General features: G+C 71.9%; 14 protein-coding genes. 5 read left to right on the plus strand and 9 right to left on the minus strand.

From position 1 onward, the window contains the following. Positions 1-23: 23 nt before the first annotated feature. Positions 24-1,151, minus strand: a complete 1,128-nt coding sequence (pstS, locus tag OG422_RS17985) for a phosphate ABC transporter substrate-binding protein PstS (RefSeq protein WP_405743694.1) — start codon at positions 1,149-1,151, stop codon at positions 24-26. 375 nt (positions 1,152-1,526) lie between these two features. Here pstS and OG422_RS17990 point away from each other — a divergent pair, with 375 nt between their 5' ends. The 3 genes from OG422_RS17990 to OG422_RS18000 all read left to right on the plus strand — a co-directional run bounded on the left by OG422_RS17990 (position 1,527) and on the right by OG422_RS18000 (position 5,920). Then, positions 1,527-2,795: an NlpC/P60 family protein gene (locus tag OG422_RS17990; protein WP_405743695.1), complete on the plus strand. Its 1,269-nt coding sequence runs from the start codon at positions 1,527-1,529 to the stop codon at positions 2,793-2,795. A gap of 439 nt (positions 2,796-3,234) precedes the next feature. Next, positions 3,235-4,626, plus strand: coding sequence for a PP2C family protein-serine/threonine phosphatase (locus OG422_RS17995; RefSeq protein ID WP_185994153.1), 1,392 nt, complete (start codon positions 3,235-3,237; stop codon positions 4,624-4,626). Positions 4,627-4,738: 112 nt separating this feature from the next. Beyond that, positions 4,739-5,920 carry a UDP-N-acetylglucosamine--N-acetylmuramyl-(pentapeptide) pyrophosphoryl-undecaprenol N-acetylglucosamine transferase gene (locus tag OG422_RS18000; RefSeq protein ID WP_405743696.1) on the plus strand — a complete coding sequence of 394 codons (1,182 nt, stop codon included), beginning with the start codon at positions 4,739-4,741 and terminating at the stop codon, positions 5,918-5,920. Positions 5,921-5,925: 5 nt separating this feature from the next. On the opposite strand, the gene OG422_RS18005 is transcribed toward OG422_RS18000, so the two are convergent. From OG422_RS18005 to rfbB, 4 genes are read right to left on the minus strand one after another with little or no spacing between them, the layout of a single operon-like run. Then, positions 5,926-6,360, minus strand: coding sequence for a low molecular weight phosphotyrosine protein phosphatase (locus OG422_RS18005; protein ID WP_405743697.1), 435 nt, complete (start codon positions 6,358-6,360; stop codon positions 5,926-5,928). After that, complete coding sequence (locus OG422_RS18010) at positions 6,357-7,496, minus strand: DegT/DnrJ/EryC1/StrS family aminotransferase (RefSeq protein ID WP_405743698.1); 1,140 nt, start codon at positions 7,494-7,496, stop codon at positions 6,357-6,359. The genes OG422_RS18005 and OG422_RS18010 overlap by 4 nt, the downstream gene beginning before the upstream one ends. After that, positions 7,493-8,488 carry an ATP-grasp domain-containing protein gene (locus tag OG422_RS18015; protein WP_405743699.1) on the minus strand — a complete coding sequence of 332 codons (996 nt, stop codon included), beginning with the start codon at positions 8,486-8,488 and terminating at the stop codon, positions 7,493-7,495. Before OG422_RS18015 ends, OG422_RS18010 begins: the two co-directional genes overlap by 4 nt. A gap of 5 nt (positions 8,489-8,493) precedes the next feature. Next, positions 8,494-9,510 carry a dTDP-glucose 4,6-dehydratase gene (gene rfbB, locus OG422_RS18020; protein ID WP_405743700.1) on the minus strand — a complete coding sequence of 339 codons (1,017 nt, stop codon included), beginning with the start codon at positions 9,508-9,510 and terminating at the stop codon, positions 8,494-8,496. Between the two features lie 233 nt (positions 9,511-9,743). On the opposite strand from rfbB, the gene OG422_RS18025 reads away from it, so the two are divergent. Then, a complete protein-coding gene (locus tag OG422_RS18025) occupies positions 9,744-11,042 on the plus strand; it encodes a helix-turn-helix domain-containing protein (protein WP_405743701.1) in 1,299 nt (432 codons plus the stop codon). A gap of 173 nt (positions 11,043-11,215) precedes the next feature. On the opposite strand, the gene OG422_RS18030 is transcribed toward OG422_RS18025, so the two are convergent. From OG422_RS18030 to OG422_RS18040, 3 genes are all read right to left on the minus strand, one after another. Further along, positions 11,216-11,560 (minus strand): DUF2516 family protein, encoded by a 345-nt coding sequence (locus OG422_RS18030; RefSeq protein WP_185994021.1) that lies wholly within the window; start codon positions 11,558-11,560, stop codon positions 11,216-11,218. Between the two features lie 98 nt (positions 11,561-11,658). Further along, positions 11,659-12,330 carry a hypothetical protein gene (locus OG422_RS18035; protein ID WP_405743702.1) on the minus strand — a complete coding sequence of 224 codons (672 nt, stop codon included), beginning with the start codon at positions 12,328-12,330 and terminating at the stop codon, positions 11,659-11,661. A 47-nt stretch (positions 12,331-12,377) separates the two neighbouring features. Then, complete coding sequence (locus tag OG422_RS18040; protein ID WP_405743703.1) at positions 12,378-12,809, minus strand: helix-turn-helix domain-containing protein; 432 nt, start codon at positions 12,807-12,809, stop codon at positions 12,378-12,380. 241 nt (positions 12,810-13,050) lie between these two features. On the opposite strand from OG422_RS18040, the gene OG422_RS18045 reads away from it, so the two are divergent. Then, positions 13,051-13,329, plus strand: coding sequence for a hypothetical protein (locus tag OG422_RS18045; protein ID WP_405743704.1), 279 nt, complete (start codon positions 13,051-13,053; stop codon positions 13,327-13,329). A 113-nt stretch (positions 13,330-13,442) separates the two neighbouring features. On the opposite strand, the gene OG422_RS18050 is transcribed toward OG422_RS18045, so the two are convergent. After that, positions 13,443-13,895: a winged helix-turn-helix transcriptional regulator gene (locus OG422_RS18050; RefSeq protein ID WP_405743705.1), complete on the minus strand. Its 453-nt coding sequence runs from the start codon at positions 13,893-13,895 to the stop codon at positions 13,443-13,445. Between the last annotated feature and the right edge of the window lie 31 nt (positions 13,896-13,926).

A 13,926-nucleotide genomic window follows, 5' to 3' on the forward strand; every position in this document is an offset into this window, starting at 1 on the left:
GGTCAGGGCCGCCGCCCGGTGGATCAGGCGAGGGCGGCGACGGTCTTGCGGACCTTGTCGGCGATCTCGGTGGGCAGCGGGGCGTAGCCCAGGTCCTTCAGGGCGTTCTGGCCGTCCTCGCTGGCGATGTAGGTGAGGAAGGACTTGGTGGCCGGGAGGGTCTCGGCCTTGTTGCCCTTGTCGCAGGCGATCTCGTACGTCACCAGGGTGATCGGGTAGGCGCCCTCGGCCTTGGTGCCGTAGTTGAGCTGGAGGGCGAGGTCGTCGCCCTTGCCGACCTGCTTGGCCTCGGCGATCGCCTTGGAGGCGTTGTCGACGGTGGCCTCGACCGGGGTCTTGGCGCCGGTGGCGATCTTGACGGTGGGGATCTTCCCGGCGGTCGCGTACGACAGCTCGAAGTAGGAGATCGCGCCGCTGGTCTGCTTGACCTGCGAGGAGACACCGGCGGAGCCGGAGGCCGCCTGGCCGCCCTTGCCCTCCCAGGTCTTCGCGGGCTCGTGCTTCCAGGCGCCGGGGGCGGCGCCCTTGAGGTACTTGGTGAAGTTGTCGGTGGTGCCCGAGTCGTCGGAGCGGTGGAACGCCTGGATCTTGAGGTCCGGGAGCGAGGCGCCCGGGTTGAGCTTCTTGATCGCCGCGTCGTTCCAGTTGGTGATCGACGAGTCGAAGATCTTGGCGAGGGTGGGTGCGTCGAGGACGAGGTTGTCCACGCCGGGCACGTTGTAGCCGACGGCGATCGGGCCGCCGACCATCGGCAGGTTGATGGCCTTGCCGCCCTTGCAGACCTTCTCCGACTTGGCGACCTCCTCGGGCTTGAGGGCCGAGTCGGAACCGGCGAACGCGGTCTGGCCCTGGAGGAAGGTGGTGATGCCCGCGCCGGAGCCGGTCGGCTGGTAGTTGATCTCGGTGTCCTTGCAGGCACCGGCGTAGTTCTGCACCCAGACGTCCATGGCGTTCTTCTGCGCCGAGGAGCCGGAGGCGCGCAGCTTGCCCTTGCCCTCGCACTTGATGCTGCCGGCCTTGGCGGCGTTGCCCGCGCCACCGCCGGAGGCGCTGGTGTCGTCGGAGCCGCACGCCGTCAGGGCCAGGGCACCGGTGACGGCGAGAGCGCCCACCGCGAGGGCGCGAACCCGGTTCTTGCGCTGAAGCTTCACTGTCGAGAGTTCCTTCCTGGGGCGCGCCGCTTCACCGGCGTGCGAGGTGTGTCAGGAGAGTGCGGAGCCAGCCGGAGCCCATATCGGTTCGCGGTGGCGACGCGCACTCGGTACGGCTGAAATTAGGCAGATCAAGTGAAGCGACCGATGGGGAAGAGTGAACGCACGGTGAACCTCATCCGTCAGCTGGGGGCGGCCCGCCATGACATGCATCGGTCACCGGAAAACGGGGAATTGCGCCGCCCTCTGTCGGCTTACCGATCGGTATGACACGATCCGCGCCAACGACGACGGCGACACGAATCGGTGCGCATCGACCGGAGGTGGCGGGTGGGGATTCAGGGGGCAGGGGACGCCGTGCGGGGCGGAGCGGACATGGCGGATGCCAGGGACGTACGGGGTGCCGCCGCGGCGGGTGACGGTGCAGGTTCCGGGGCCGGGGCCGGGGCCGGGCGGGGCGGGGCGGGCTCCGCGGCCGTGCCCGGCTCCGTGTCCGGCCGCCGCGCCCCGCGGGGCCGGGCCGTCGCCCGCGCCGTCGTGGTGCTCTGCGCGCTGGGGCTGCTCGGGCCGGTGGCCCCGGCGGTGTACGCGTCGGCCGGGCGGGTGGCCGACGGGCCGGACGGGCGCGCGGCCGGGCGGGAGGCGGCGGAACGTACGGCGGAAGGGCCGGACGCGGACGGGCCGGACGCAGGCGAGGCGGGCCCCGGCGCGGACCGGCTGGACCGGGTGCACCGCCGGATCGAGGCCCTCTACCGCGCCGCCGAGCGCGCCACCGACGCGTACAACGCCGCGCAGGAGCGGGTCGAGGACGAGCAGAAGAAGATCGTCGATCTCGCCCGCCGCATCGACAGCGCGCAGCGCCGCCGCGACGCGCTCCAGCGGCAGGCGGGCGTGCTGGCCAGCGCGCAGTACCGCGCCGGGGGCGTCCCGGACGAGGTGCGGCTGATGCTGAACGCGGACCCCGAGGGGTACCTCGACAACGCGGTCCTGGCCCGCAAGGCCCAGCGCGCCGCCACCGGCGTCGCCGGTGAACTGAACCGTCTGGCGGCCGGACTGCGGGACGACGCGCACTCCGCGACCGTCCGCTGGGAACGCCTCGACGCCGAACGCGCGAAGAAGGAAAAAGCGCGGCGCGACATCAAGAAAAAGCTCGATGAGGCGAAGGAAATCGAATCCCGCCTGGCCGCCGCGGAAAAGAACCGGCTGAAAGAGCTGGAGGAATCCCGGGCCCGCGCCGAACAGCAGAAATGGCTCGACACCGGCATCCTGGAGGAGATCCACAACAGAGCGTCCGGTGCCGGAAAGAAAGCCGTTTCCTTCGCGACCGCGCAGATCGGCAAGGATTATGTGTGGGGCGCCGAGGGACCGGACACCTTCGACTGCTCGGGGCTGACCCTGCGTGCCTGGCAGGCGGGGGGCCGTACGATTCCGCGGACCTCACAGGAGCAGTGGCGGCGGCTGCCCCGCGTCGCCGTCACGGATATGCGCCCGGGTGACCTGATCATCTATTTCTCCGATGCCAGCCATGTCGGGATGTATCTGGGCGACGGCGCGATCGTGCACGCGCCGCGACCGGGCCGACAGGTCACGATCGCCGGGGCAGGTTCGATGCCGATCCTCGGTGTCGTACGTCCCGATAAATGACGGGATGAGGGTGACGACCTCACTCGCGATGGTCAGCGGCGTCGCGGGTGAGGTCGTTATCGGACGGTTGCCGGGCCGTGGCACATTGCGATCGGTTCCGACCCCGACGGGGTGATATTCGTCATTCCCTTTCCGTCTTTTCCCGGTCTCTCCAGGTCAAATGGCTTATACGCGGCGGCATATGACGCACACCGTGTGCCGCGGGTCATTCCGCACACGTGTCCGGTGGCGCTATGGTCGCACTCCCGGTGCCCGGCGGCGCACCGCTCACCCCCCCCACGAGCGGCGCACGACCGGGCACGTTGGTGCGCCGGACGGCGCGCCCCGGCACCCTCGGGAGCGCCGTCGCCGTGGTCTCGCCCGCCCGTCAGGGCGGCCCCCCGCGAGCCAGGCCTCATGTCGGCCACCACGACCCAGGGGGAGGGAAGGAAGCAGAGCCATGTCCGTACCCGTACCGCACCGGCGAACGGCCGTGCTGTCGCAGCAGGCGGCCCCGGCCCGTGACGTCTGCGCCGCCGCACGCCGGACGGCGGACGGCACGGCGGACGTCGGCGCCGCGCCCGCGCACCTTCTCGCCACGGCCCCCGCGGAGACCAGGGCGTCGATCCCGGGCGCCCGCCGCCCCGAGACGCCCGCCGACAACGGCTCCGGGCCCGGCCTGACCGTCCTCCTCATCGGCGACGACCCCAGCAGCACCGTCCCGGACATGTGGGACTGGGCGGGCCGCAAGGTCCGGCTGCGCACCGCCCGCAACCTCACCGAGGCGACGCGGCTGCTCACCCACGACGTCGACTGCATCCTCCTCGACCTCGCCCCGGCCAAGGAGACCGACGATCCGGTGGCGGACGGCGCCGCCGACACCCTCGGCGCGCTCCACGCGGTGCTGCGGATGGCCCCGGCCCACGCCGTCCTGGTGATGACGCCGGAGACCGACGCGGAACGCGCCGCCGAGGCCGTCCGCGTCGGCGCGCAGGACTATCTCTTCCGCGACGAACTGGACGGCGCGGTCCTCAGCCGCGCGGTGCGCTACGCCGTCGAACGCAAACGCGCCGACCTCGCACAGCGCCAGCTCACCGAGTCGCGGATGCGCGCCCAGGAGAACGCCCGGCTGGAGCGCGGCCTGCTGCCGACCCCGCTGCTCGACGGCTCCGACCTGCGCTTCGCCGCCCGTTACCGCCCCGGCCGCAGCCGCGCGCTGCTCGGCGGCGACTTCTACGACACCGTCCGCACGCCGGACGGCACCGTCCACGCGATGATCGGCGACGTCTGCGGGCACGGCCCCGACGAGGCGGCGCTCGGCGTGGAGCTGCGCATCGCCTGGCGGGCGCTGACCTTCGCCGGACTCTGCGGCGACGAACTGCTCTCCACCCTCCAGAAGGTCCTGGAGCACGAGCGCGCCGACGACGAGATCTTCGCGACGCTCTGCACCGTCGACATCTCCCCGGACGGCCGCCGCGCCGGACTCTGCCTGGCGGGCCACCCGGCCCCGCTGCTCTCCCGCGCGGGCGGCCCGCCGCGGCTGCTCCCGTACGAGTTCGGCGGCCCGGCGCTCGGCCTGCTGCCGCACGCCCGCTGGCCGCGCCACCAGATCGAGCTGGGCGGCGCCTGGAGCCTGATGATGTACACCGACGGCCTGATCGAGGGGCACGTCGGGGAGGGCCGGCTGCGGCTGGGCCAGGAGGGCATGGCCGAACTGGTCGCCCGGCGGATGGCTGCGGGCCTGACCGGCGAGGACCTGCTGGACACCACCCTGAATGAGGTCCGCGACCTCAACGGCGGCGAGCTGACCGACGACGTGGCGGTGCTGTTGCTGGACCGCGGGCGGGGGTGAGCGGGGCTGGTGCCGGCGGCCGTGTGTGCTGAGGCCAGGGGCTTGGGCTCAGGGCGCCGAGGGGGTCCTCACGTTCCCCGTCCCGTCGGCGAGAACCGCTAGGGTGCGCCGCGTGAATGAAGCTGCTCGCTCTCCGCTCCCGGCCACGTTCCGTCTCGTCGTCACGGGCGGAGGGACCGGCGGCCACACGTATCCCGCGCTCACCGCGATCCGCACGTTGCAGGGCCGGTTGGCAACCGTCGGGGGAACGCTCGATGTCCTCTGGATCGGTACGCCCGACGGGCTTGAGGCCAAGGTGGCGCCGGCCGAGGGCATCGCGTTCACCACGGTCGCCACGGGAAAGATCCGGCGCTCCTCGAACCCCCTCAAAATGGTCTCTCCCGCGAACGTGCGCGACATGGCGCGGGTGCCGCTCGGTGTCGCCCAGGCCCGGAAGGCGATCGCAGAGTTCGCACCGGACGTCGTGCTGGCGACCGGCGGCTACGTCGCCGTCCCGGCCGGACTCGCCGCCCGGCTGTGCAAGCGCCCGCTGGTACTGCACGAGCAGACCGTCCGGCTCGGCCTGGCGAACCGGAAACTCGCCGGATCGGCGACGCGGATCGCCCTCTCCTCGGAGTCGACGCTGCCGCTCCTCCCGGAGTCCGTACGCCCCGCGGCGGTCGTCACCGGAAACCCGGTACGGCCGGAAGTCCTGAGCGGGCACGCGGACAAGGCCATCGCCGCACTCGGCCTCGCGGGCTTCGACCGGCGGCTCCCGACGCTTTACGTCACCGGCGGCGCACAGGGCGCGCAGCAGATCAACGGTGTCATCCGGGACGTGCTGCCGTGGCTCCTGGAGCGCGCCAACGTGGTGCACCAGTGCGGGCCCGCGAACGTCGAGCCGCTCCGAGCGCGCGCGGCGACGCTGCCGTCGGCCGTCGCCGGGCGGTATCACCTGACCGGGTTCGTCGGGCCGGAGCTTCCCGACGTCCTGGCGCTCGCCGACATCGTCGTCTCCCGCAGCGGCGCGGGGACCCTCGCCGAACTCACCGCCCTCGGCAAGCCCGCCGTGTTCGTCCCGCTCGCCTCGGCGGCCGGGAACGAACAGGCGTACAACGCCCGGCATTTGGAGGAGGCGGGCGCGGCCGTGGCGCTCACCGGCGACGTCACTGCCGAGCGGCTGCACAACGCGCTCGGGCCTCTCCTCGCAGACCCCGCACGGCGGGCGGGCATGGCTCAGGCGGCACGCGCACACGGCAGGCCGGACGCGGCGGACAGGCTCGTGGACGTGCTCCTGTCCGCCGCATCCAGCTGACCTTCCTACGGACGGTCCCGGCCGATGTGGAGTGCGGTACCGGCCTCGATCAGCACCGCGCAGTCGTGGAACACCTCGTCGCCCCGGCCCATCGGGTCGGGGACATCGCGGTCGCCGAGGTAGAGGCCGAGCTTGCCCGCGTACGGCTCACCGGCCACCGCGCGAAGCGTGTCGAGTACGGCGGCATCCATCGCCAGGATGTCGTCCGCCCACTCCAGCATCTTTAGGGTGATCTGCTGCGCCCGGTGGAGGGTGAGGTCGAACCCGAGCCGCCGGGCAGCGTTGATCATGGACGGGTTGGTGGGCTGGTCCCGCCATTTGCCGATCAGGCCCGCAGAGCGGACCGTCACGGCCGCGCCGCCCCTGCGGGCGAGCGCCAGCTCCGCGAACGGGCTGCGGCAGTAGTTCCCCAGGCATACAGCGAGCAGCTTGCGCATCATGCTCCTCCGGCAGAGGTGAGGGCTTCTCCGAGCGCGGAGACCACGAGGGCGGTGTCCGTCTTGGTGAGGTGCTGGTGGAAGGGCAGGCTCAGGACCTCCTCGCCGACCCGCTCCGTGGCCGGGAGGGGGCGCCGCCAGGCGGCGAACGCCGGTTGGAGGTGGTTAGGCGGGTAGTGGACGCCGACGCCGATGTCCCTGGCGCGAAGCTTGGCGAACACCTTGTCCCGGAGCGGGGCGGGCACGCGGACCTGGCAGAGGTGCGGCACTGCGCGGTCGGCGTCGGCATCGACGAGCGTCACACCGTCCATCGGCGCGAGGGCGTCCCGGTAGGCACGCCACAGGCGACGGCGGGCGTGCTCGGTGGTGGCGAAGTGGTCGAGCTGGGCGAGGCCGATGGCGGCGTTGATGCCCGAAAGCTGGTAGCGCAGGCCGAAGCTGTCCACGCGGTAGGTGGTCGCGTTCGCGCGCTCGTCCTGGGGTTGGACGACGCCGAGAAGGCGCAGCCGCCGGAGCCGGTCCGCCTCCCGCGTTGTCCGAGGGATGACCATCCCGCCTTGGCCGCAGGTGAGGTTCTTGATCGGTCCGAAGGAGAAGCAGGTCAGAGCGCCGGTCGCCCCCACCCTGTGTGTGCCGGTGCGGGATCCGAAGGCGTGCGCCGCGTCCTCGATGACGGCGATGCCCCGTTCGGCCAGCTCCCCGCGGACAGCGGTGAGGTCGACGGGCCTCCCGCCGAAGAGGACCGGGACGACGGCCGCGGTGGCACCGCTGACCGCCTCCATGACCAGCTGGTCGGTCACGCACAGGGTGGCGGGGGCGATATCGACGAACCGCGGGACGGCGCCGACGGCCACGATCGCCTGCACGGTCGCGCAGAACGTCATCGACGGCACGATGACCTCGTCGCCGGGCCCGACACCCGCCGCGAGCAGCGCGGCGTGCAGGGCCGCGGTGCCGGAGGCGACGGCCACGGCGTCGGGGACGCCGAGAAACGCGGCGACCCTGCGCTCGAACTCCTCGGTGACGGCGGTGTGCCCATACTGCCCGGCCTCCAGGACCCTCGTGACCGCTGCGGCCTCCAGCCCGTACAGATACGGGCTCGCGTTGCGCCGGGCGTCCGGCACCGACGAGACGGTCACGACGGGTCTCCCTTCGCCGTGGCCGCGATCTCCAGCTCGGCGGCGTCGCCGACGGCCAGGGTCTCGGTGTAGTTGGTCAGGAACATTCCGGCCCGGTATGTGAGGCGGCCGTGGTCGACCGGCAGGCCGAACAGGCCGTTGACCATCTGCCCGACGAGGTCCGCACCGGCGGCCTCCGTGAGAGGGAAGCCGCCCGCGACCCGTACGTTCAGCTCGGTGATCGTGACCGCGCCGCTATCGGAGACGAACCCCTGCACGCAGCACAGGCCCGCTGCCCGGACCGCGGTCAGCGTCTTCACCACGAGGTCACGCACGACCGGGTCGTCGATCGTGGTGGAGACCGCGGCGAGACCGGCCTTGACCAGGTCTCTGCGGCGCAGGATCACCGAGGCGCGGCCGGAGCGGTCGACGAGGCAGTCCGCGGTGAACTCGCCGCCGTGAAGCCGCCTCTGTACCAGGAGGTGCGGGACGAGTGCGCAGAGCACGCGGGCGTGTTCCCTGCTGTCGACGAAGTGGACGTTCTGGGCTCCATGGCCGTTCCGGGGTTTGACGATCAGTTCGACGCCGTCCGGCACCTCGTCGATCTCCTCGGGACCCCAGGTGTCCGGGGTGGGGATGCCGTGCTCGGTCAGCACCTGGTGGAAGACCGCCTTGTCGATGCAGGTACGCACCGACTCGGCATCCGGAAGCCACAGGCGCACGCCGTCGGCGTCGAGCCGGGCCCGCATGTCCACCAGCGGCGGGATGTCGGGCTCGATGCCGGCCACCACGGCGTCCACGCGCGCGTCGCGGCAGAGCGCCGCGAGGGTGTCGGGGTAGGCGGGGTCGGTGGCGAGGGGGATGACCCGGGGCTCGACGGCCGGAAGCCGGAAGCCCGGGGCGAGAGGGTGCGCGTCAGCGGCGATGACGGTTTGCCCGAGGCGGGTGAGGCTGCGGGCCAGGCCGAAACCCGGGTTGGCCCCGACGCCGGTGACGAGAATGCGTTTCGCCATCACGCTCACCTCCCGGCCTGGGCCGCAAGGGCCGTCGGCATCGCCGGTGCGGCCTTCGGCCTGGGCGTGAGCGGGGCCCACCGGTCCGGGCTGCGGCGGTACCAGCGCACGGTCTCGGCCAGGCCCTCCTCGAAGTCCTTCACCGGCCGGTATCCGAGGGTGCCGGCGATCTTGTGCCAGGCCATGCTGTACCGGATGTCGTTCGTCTGCCGGTCGGGGATGTAGGTCACCGCGTCCCACGTGGCGTGGCAGGCGCGCAGGAGGGAGCCGGTCAGCTCGTTGGTGGTGCGGTCGGTGCCACCGCCGATGTTGTACACCTCGCCCGGGGCGCCGTCGCGGAGTACGAGGTCGATTCCGGCGCAGTGGTCTTCGACGTGGAGCCAGTTGCGTACGTGCTCCCCGTGGCCGTGGAGGGTGACGGGCTCACCCTGCAGCAGCCGGGTGATGAACAGGGGAACGACCTTCTCGGGGTGCTGGCAGGGGCCGTAGTTGTTCGAGGCGCGGGTCACGCAGACCGGCAGGCCGTAGGTCTGGTGGTACGAGAGGGCGATGAGGTCGGCGGCGGCCTTTGACGCGGCGTAGGGCACCGACGGACGGAGCGGGGAGTCCTCCGTCGCGGTGCCCTCGGGCATCGGACCGTAGACCTCGTCCGTCGAGACGTGCACGAACCGCTTGACGCCGTGACGCAGCGCGGCGTCGAGGAGGGTCTGCGTGCCGCGCACGTTTGTCGCGACGAACGCACCGGCCGCGTAGAAGGACCGGTCGACGTGGGACTCCGCGGCGAAGTGCACGATCGCCGTACTCCGCCGCACGAGGTTGTCCACGAGCGTGGCGTCGAGGATGTTGCCGTGGACGAACGTCAGCTTCGGGCTGAGGAATGCGGTCCCCAGGTTCTCGGTGTGTCCGGCGTAGGTGAGGGCGTCGAGGACGGTCACCGCGGTGATGTCGTCGGCGGCGAGCAGCCGCTTCACGAAGTGCGAGCCGATGAAGCCCGCGCCGCCTGTGACGAGTACGTGGGACATGGATGCCTCCCCGGTGGAAGGTGACGGTGGGCGTTGGCCGAGCCGTCGGGAACTGCCCGGTCGATCGGCCGGGCACGTACTCACCATTTCGGCGGGCCTGGGGAAGCAGAAGGCAACGGGAGCTGGTCGGCACGCCGTGTGCGGGTCCCGCACACGGCGTGCATCCGTACGCCCTGCCGACGCACCCGAGTGGGCATTAGCGTCGCCCTCCCGCCGTTCCGAAGGAGGCACCTATGGGCTTAGAGAGGACCGCGCGAGAGATCGGGGACGCGCTCAGAGGCGCGCGGTGCCGCGCACGCCTGACGCAGGCTCAGGCCGGGCAGGTGGTCGGCTACTCGGCGTCGGCCATCTCCCGCATCGAGGCCGGCCGTATGCGCCTGAGCTACGACCGACTGCTGGCGTTCGCCGAGCTGTACCGGATCTCGCCCGACAGCCTGACAGGAAGATCTGTGCCCGACGGGTCCCCGCTCGGTACGGTAGGGCGTCCGTTGGACGAGGAGGATGCGGTGCGTCGTAGGAACCTGCTCACGGGAGCGTTGGCAGCTGGGGCCACCGCGGCCTTCGGCGCCGCCTCACCGGCCAGCGCCGCAGCCGGTTCCGGTGACCCCGTCGCACCCTTGGAGGACTACCTCTTCCGGCTCCCCTCCGCCGCCCCCGTACCGGTGACGCGGCTGACACGGGCGACAGAGACGGCGCGGGCCGACTTCCGCGCCGCCCGCTACTCCTCCCTCGGCCGCTCGCTCCCCGGCCTTCTCGCCGCGGCGTCGTCAACGTGGCAGGAGTCGCGCGGGCACGCGCGGGAGAAGGCCGCCGTCGCTCTCGCCCGCGCCTACGTCCTTGCCGCAGAACTGGCGCTCAAAGGGCACAGCGACACCGCGTGGGCCGCCGCCGACCGCGCCCTCACCGCAGCCCGGGCATCCGGCGACCCGGTGCCGATCGGCGAAGCATCCCGCGTGCTGGCGATCACCATGCGCCGGTCAGGCAACTGTCCCTCCGCCGTGCGGCTCCTCACCAACGAGGCCCGGGACCTCGACGCCCGGCAGGAGCGGACCGGGGCGGTTCGCACCACGCTGCTGCTCACCGCGGCCTACAGCGCCGCGACAGGGGGAGACCGCACGACCGCACTGGATCTCCTCGAAGCGGCGGAAGAAGAGACCGCCCGGCGCGAGGCCGCACCATCTGACCTGTTCACCGTCGACGCGACACGTGCCCAGGTTGACGTGTACCGCATCGGTGTCTTCAACGCTCTGGGCGCTCCGGACGGGGGCGTCGAAGTCACACGGCGGATCTCCATCGGCAACATGCCTACGCCGGAGCGGCGCGCCCGCGCCTGGACGGATACCGCCCGCATGTGGCACGCGCTGCGGGACGGCCCCCGGACGTTCGCGGCTCTGCGGCACGTCGAGCAGGAAGCGCCGCAGGAGGTCCGGCGCCCAGCGCTCCGTGCGCTGACCGCCGACCTCGTCTACGCCTCCGCCCGGGTGTCCGGCGTCCGCGAGTTCGCGATCCGTACGGGGTCCCTGCCGAGCTGACTGCGGTCCGGATGCCGTCGCCGGACATCGCCGTCCGGACGCGTAGATGAATCGGTAGCCGATGCCGGTCGACCGGAGCCTGTTCGCTGCTCCGATGAAAGCGAACTACCGCCGGAGCCATGAGGGTGGCTGCGGGCCCGCGCCGGACCCGGCCCGCGCCGGACCGGAACCGCTCAGCGTCCGCCGTTGTAAGGCCCGTACGGCCCGTCGGAGCTGGAGCCGCCGCGGCGCGGGCCCCCGCCGCCGCCGGTGGCGTGGCGGAGTGCCGGGCGGACGTCGACGGTGTAGACGATCACCGCGATCACGCCGATGATCGGCAGGAACGACATCAGCGGCATGACGAAGAGCAGCAGCGTGGCGAGGGCCAGGAAGATCAGCCACATCGGCTTGGTCTGCTTGTCGGCCGCGCGGTAGGCGTCGTCGCGGCGCACCGCCGCGTCGATCAGCATCACCGCGGCGTAGACGCCCAGGGCCAGCTGTGCCCAGCCCAGAAGGGACTGGAATCCGTACACCAGCACGCCGCGCACCACCTTGTCGACTCGGGCCGTCGCGGCCCACCGTACCCGGACAACGGGCCGGGCCGCCGTCGCGTGCCCGGCCCGTGTGGATAACTACGTCACTTAGCCGACGGCGGGGTGCTCCGACGCGTGGCGGGCTTGCGGGCCGGGTCCTTCTTCGCGGACTTCGCCTCGGCCGCCTTTGCGCCGTCGGCCTTCGCGGTGGCGGGCTTGGTGACCGGCTTCGGCACCGCGCCGGTCCGGGACGGCTTGGCCGCGGCCTTGCCGTTGGCGGTGCCGTTCGCCGTGCCGTTGGCCTTCGCCGGCTCCGGGGCGGCCTTCGGCGCCGGGTCCGGCTCGATCACCACGGCCAGCTCCTCGACGTGGTCGGCGGCGTCACCGCGCCAGCCCTGCACCGCGTCGCGGCCCCGCTCGGCCAGTCCGTCGTACGTCTCCCGCGCCCTGACCGCGTACTCGGCGGCCCGGCCGACGCCCTGGAGCGCGAGGACCTGCGCCTGCTCGCGGAGCTTCTTCAGGTCGGTGTCGAGCGAGCCCAGCAGGTCGTTGAGCTTGCCCTGGGCCTCCTTGGCCTGCTGGGCGACCCGTGCCTGGACGTCCTTGGGGTCCGTGGCCCGCACCGCCTCGATGTGCTTGGGGGCCTCCGCGCGGATCCGCTCGACCAGCACGGGCACCTCACCGAGCTTCTCGGCCGCCAGATCGGCGGTACCGGCGAGGGCGTACAGCGGGGTCGGGTCGGTCAGCGTCTTGCGGAGGTCATCGGTGATGGCCATGAAGTGCTTCCTCCTGCATTCGGTGTCCTGATTCGGATGTCGTGCGCTCAGCCGTGGCCCGGGACGACACCGGCCGGGGCGTCACCGGCCGGGGCGTCACCGGCCGGGGCGGCGTCCGCGTCGGTGCTGCCGTATCCGTTCTCCTTGCGGAAGGAGTCGTAGATCTGCAGCAGCACCTGCTTCTGCTTCTCGTTGAGTGCGGGGTCGGTGCGTATCGCGGTCTGCACCTCGACGCCGTCGAGCCCCTGCCGCTCGTCGAGGATCCCGGCCTGGACGTACAGCGTCTCGGCGGAGATCCGCAGCGCCTTGGCCAGCTGCTGCAGGATCTCCGCACTCGGCTTGCGCAGCCCGCGCTCGATCTGGCTGAGGTACGGGTTCGACACCCCCGCGTCCGCCGCGAGCTGCCGCAGACTCAGCTGCGCCGTGCGCCGCTGCTCCCGCAGGAACGCGCCGAGATTGCCGACGTTGAGCGATGCCATGGCCCCATCGTGCACCGCCGGTGCTAACTATTGCAAGCAGAGTGCTTGCGGGAGTGTTACGGGACGGGGCGGCTGCTCCGGGGCATGGGGGCGCGCGGCCGGTTCGCATGCGCCCGGGATGTGCTTGTTCCGCGCCGCCCTGGCCGGTCGTCAGGACGGCGCTACGGGGCACAGGGCACTGGAACGTACGGCCCTGGCGGGACGTTGCCGGGGCAGACGGCATCGGAGAGTGGGGTTGTCCATGGCGAAGTGGCTGATCGTGGTCGAGGAGATGACCGAGGTGGCGGGCGGACGGGCGGAACGCCGGATGAAGACACTCGTGCGACTGGGGGAGATGGATCCGAAGTTCGCGCGGAAGCGGCTGCTCCGTGAGGCGAAGAAATACACACCCGCAGCGTTGAAGGGTGTGTCAACGGCCGTCTGTCGTCATGGCTCCGACGGCGATACGTATCTGATAGTCGCCAAGGAATCCAAGTGGCACGCGTTCTGCACGGTACGGCTGCTGGAGCGGGTGTCGTAGAACGCTGGGGCCGGGAGCCGGTGAGTCTGCGTCAGTTGCGAGCCCCGAGGCGGCGGCGGTGATGGTCCGGCAGCGCGACGAGATCACCGTGCCGCCCCCGCCGTCCGTCCGTATCAGCCCTCGGACGCCTTCTGCACAGTCGTGTCCTCCGGCCCCACCCGCCGCCCGTCCTCGGCCCGGACCTCCAGCACCCGCAACCGGTGCCCCCCGCGGCGGTCGACCAGTTCCGAGTGGGGTTCGTCGGGGGCGAAGAAGTGCTGTTCGCCCCACTGCCGTAGCGCCACGATGACGGGGAAGAGCGCCTCGCCCTTCGGGGTCAGGACGTACTCGCGGTAGGCGCTGCCGTCCGAGGCGGGGACGGAGGCGAGGACGCCGCCGGCGACGAGGGCGCGCAGGCGCGTGGTGAGGATGTTCTTCGCCACGCCGAGGCTGCGCTGGAACTCCCCGAAGCGGCGGCTGCCGTCGAACGCGTCCCGGACGATCAGCAGGGACCACCAGTCGCCGATCGCGTCCACGGACCGGGCGACGGGGCAGTCGCTGTCGTCGAAGCGTGTCCTGCTCACCATGGCGTCCCTCGTTCCGTTCCGTCGATCCTCC

This window comes from Streptomyces sp. NBC_01525 (assembly GCF_045040405.1).
GTDB classification, from domain to species: domain Bacteria; phylum Actinomycetota; class Actinomycetes; order Streptomycetales; family Streptomycetaceae; genus Streptomyces; species Streptomyces benahoarensis.

Excerpts from the sequence above, each read along its gene's own strand:
- OG422_RS18005 (WP_405743697.1), bottom strand. The coding sequence starts at position 6,360 with ATGATGCGCAAGCTGCTCGCTGTATGCCTGGGGAACTACTGCCGCAGC.
- OG422_RS18045 (WP_405743704.1), top strand. The coding sequence starts at position 13,051 with ATGGCGAAGTGGCTGATCGTGGTCGAGGAGATGACCGAGGTGGCGGGC.
- OG422_RS17995 (WP_185994153.1), top strand. The coding sequence starts at position 3,235 with ATGTCCGTACCCGTACCGCACCGGCGAACGGCCGTGCTGTCGCAGCAG.
- OG422_RS18050 (WP_405743705.1), bottom strand. The coding sequence starts at position 13,895 with ATGGTGAGCAGGACACGCTTCGACGACAGCGACTGCCCCGTCGCCCGG.
- rfbB (WP_405743700.1), bottom strand. The coding sequence starts at position 9,510 with ATGTCCCACGTACTCGTCACAGGCGGCGCGGGCTTCATCGGCTCGCAC.
- OG422_RS18015 (WP_405743699.1), bottom strand. The coding sequence starts at position 8,488 with ATGGCGAAACGCATTCTCGTCACCGGCGTCGGGGCCAACCCGGGTTTC.
- OG422_RS18040 (WP_405743703.1), bottom strand. The coding sequence starts at position 12,809 with ATGGCATCGCTCAACGTCGGCAATCTCGGCGCGTTCCTGCGGGAGCAG.
- OG422_RS18035 (WP_405743702.1), bottom strand. The coding sequence starts at position 12,330 with ATGGCCATCACCGATGACCTCCGCAAGACGCTGACCGACCCGACCCCG.
- OG422_RS18025 (WP_405743701.1), top strand. The coding sequence starts at position 9,744 with ATGGGCTTAGAGAGGACCGCGCGAGAGATCGGGGACGCGCTCAGAGGC.
- OG422_RS17990 (WP_405743695.1), top strand. The coding sequence starts at position 1,527 with ATGGCGGATGCCAGGGACGTACGGGGTGCCGCCGCGGCGGGTGACGGT.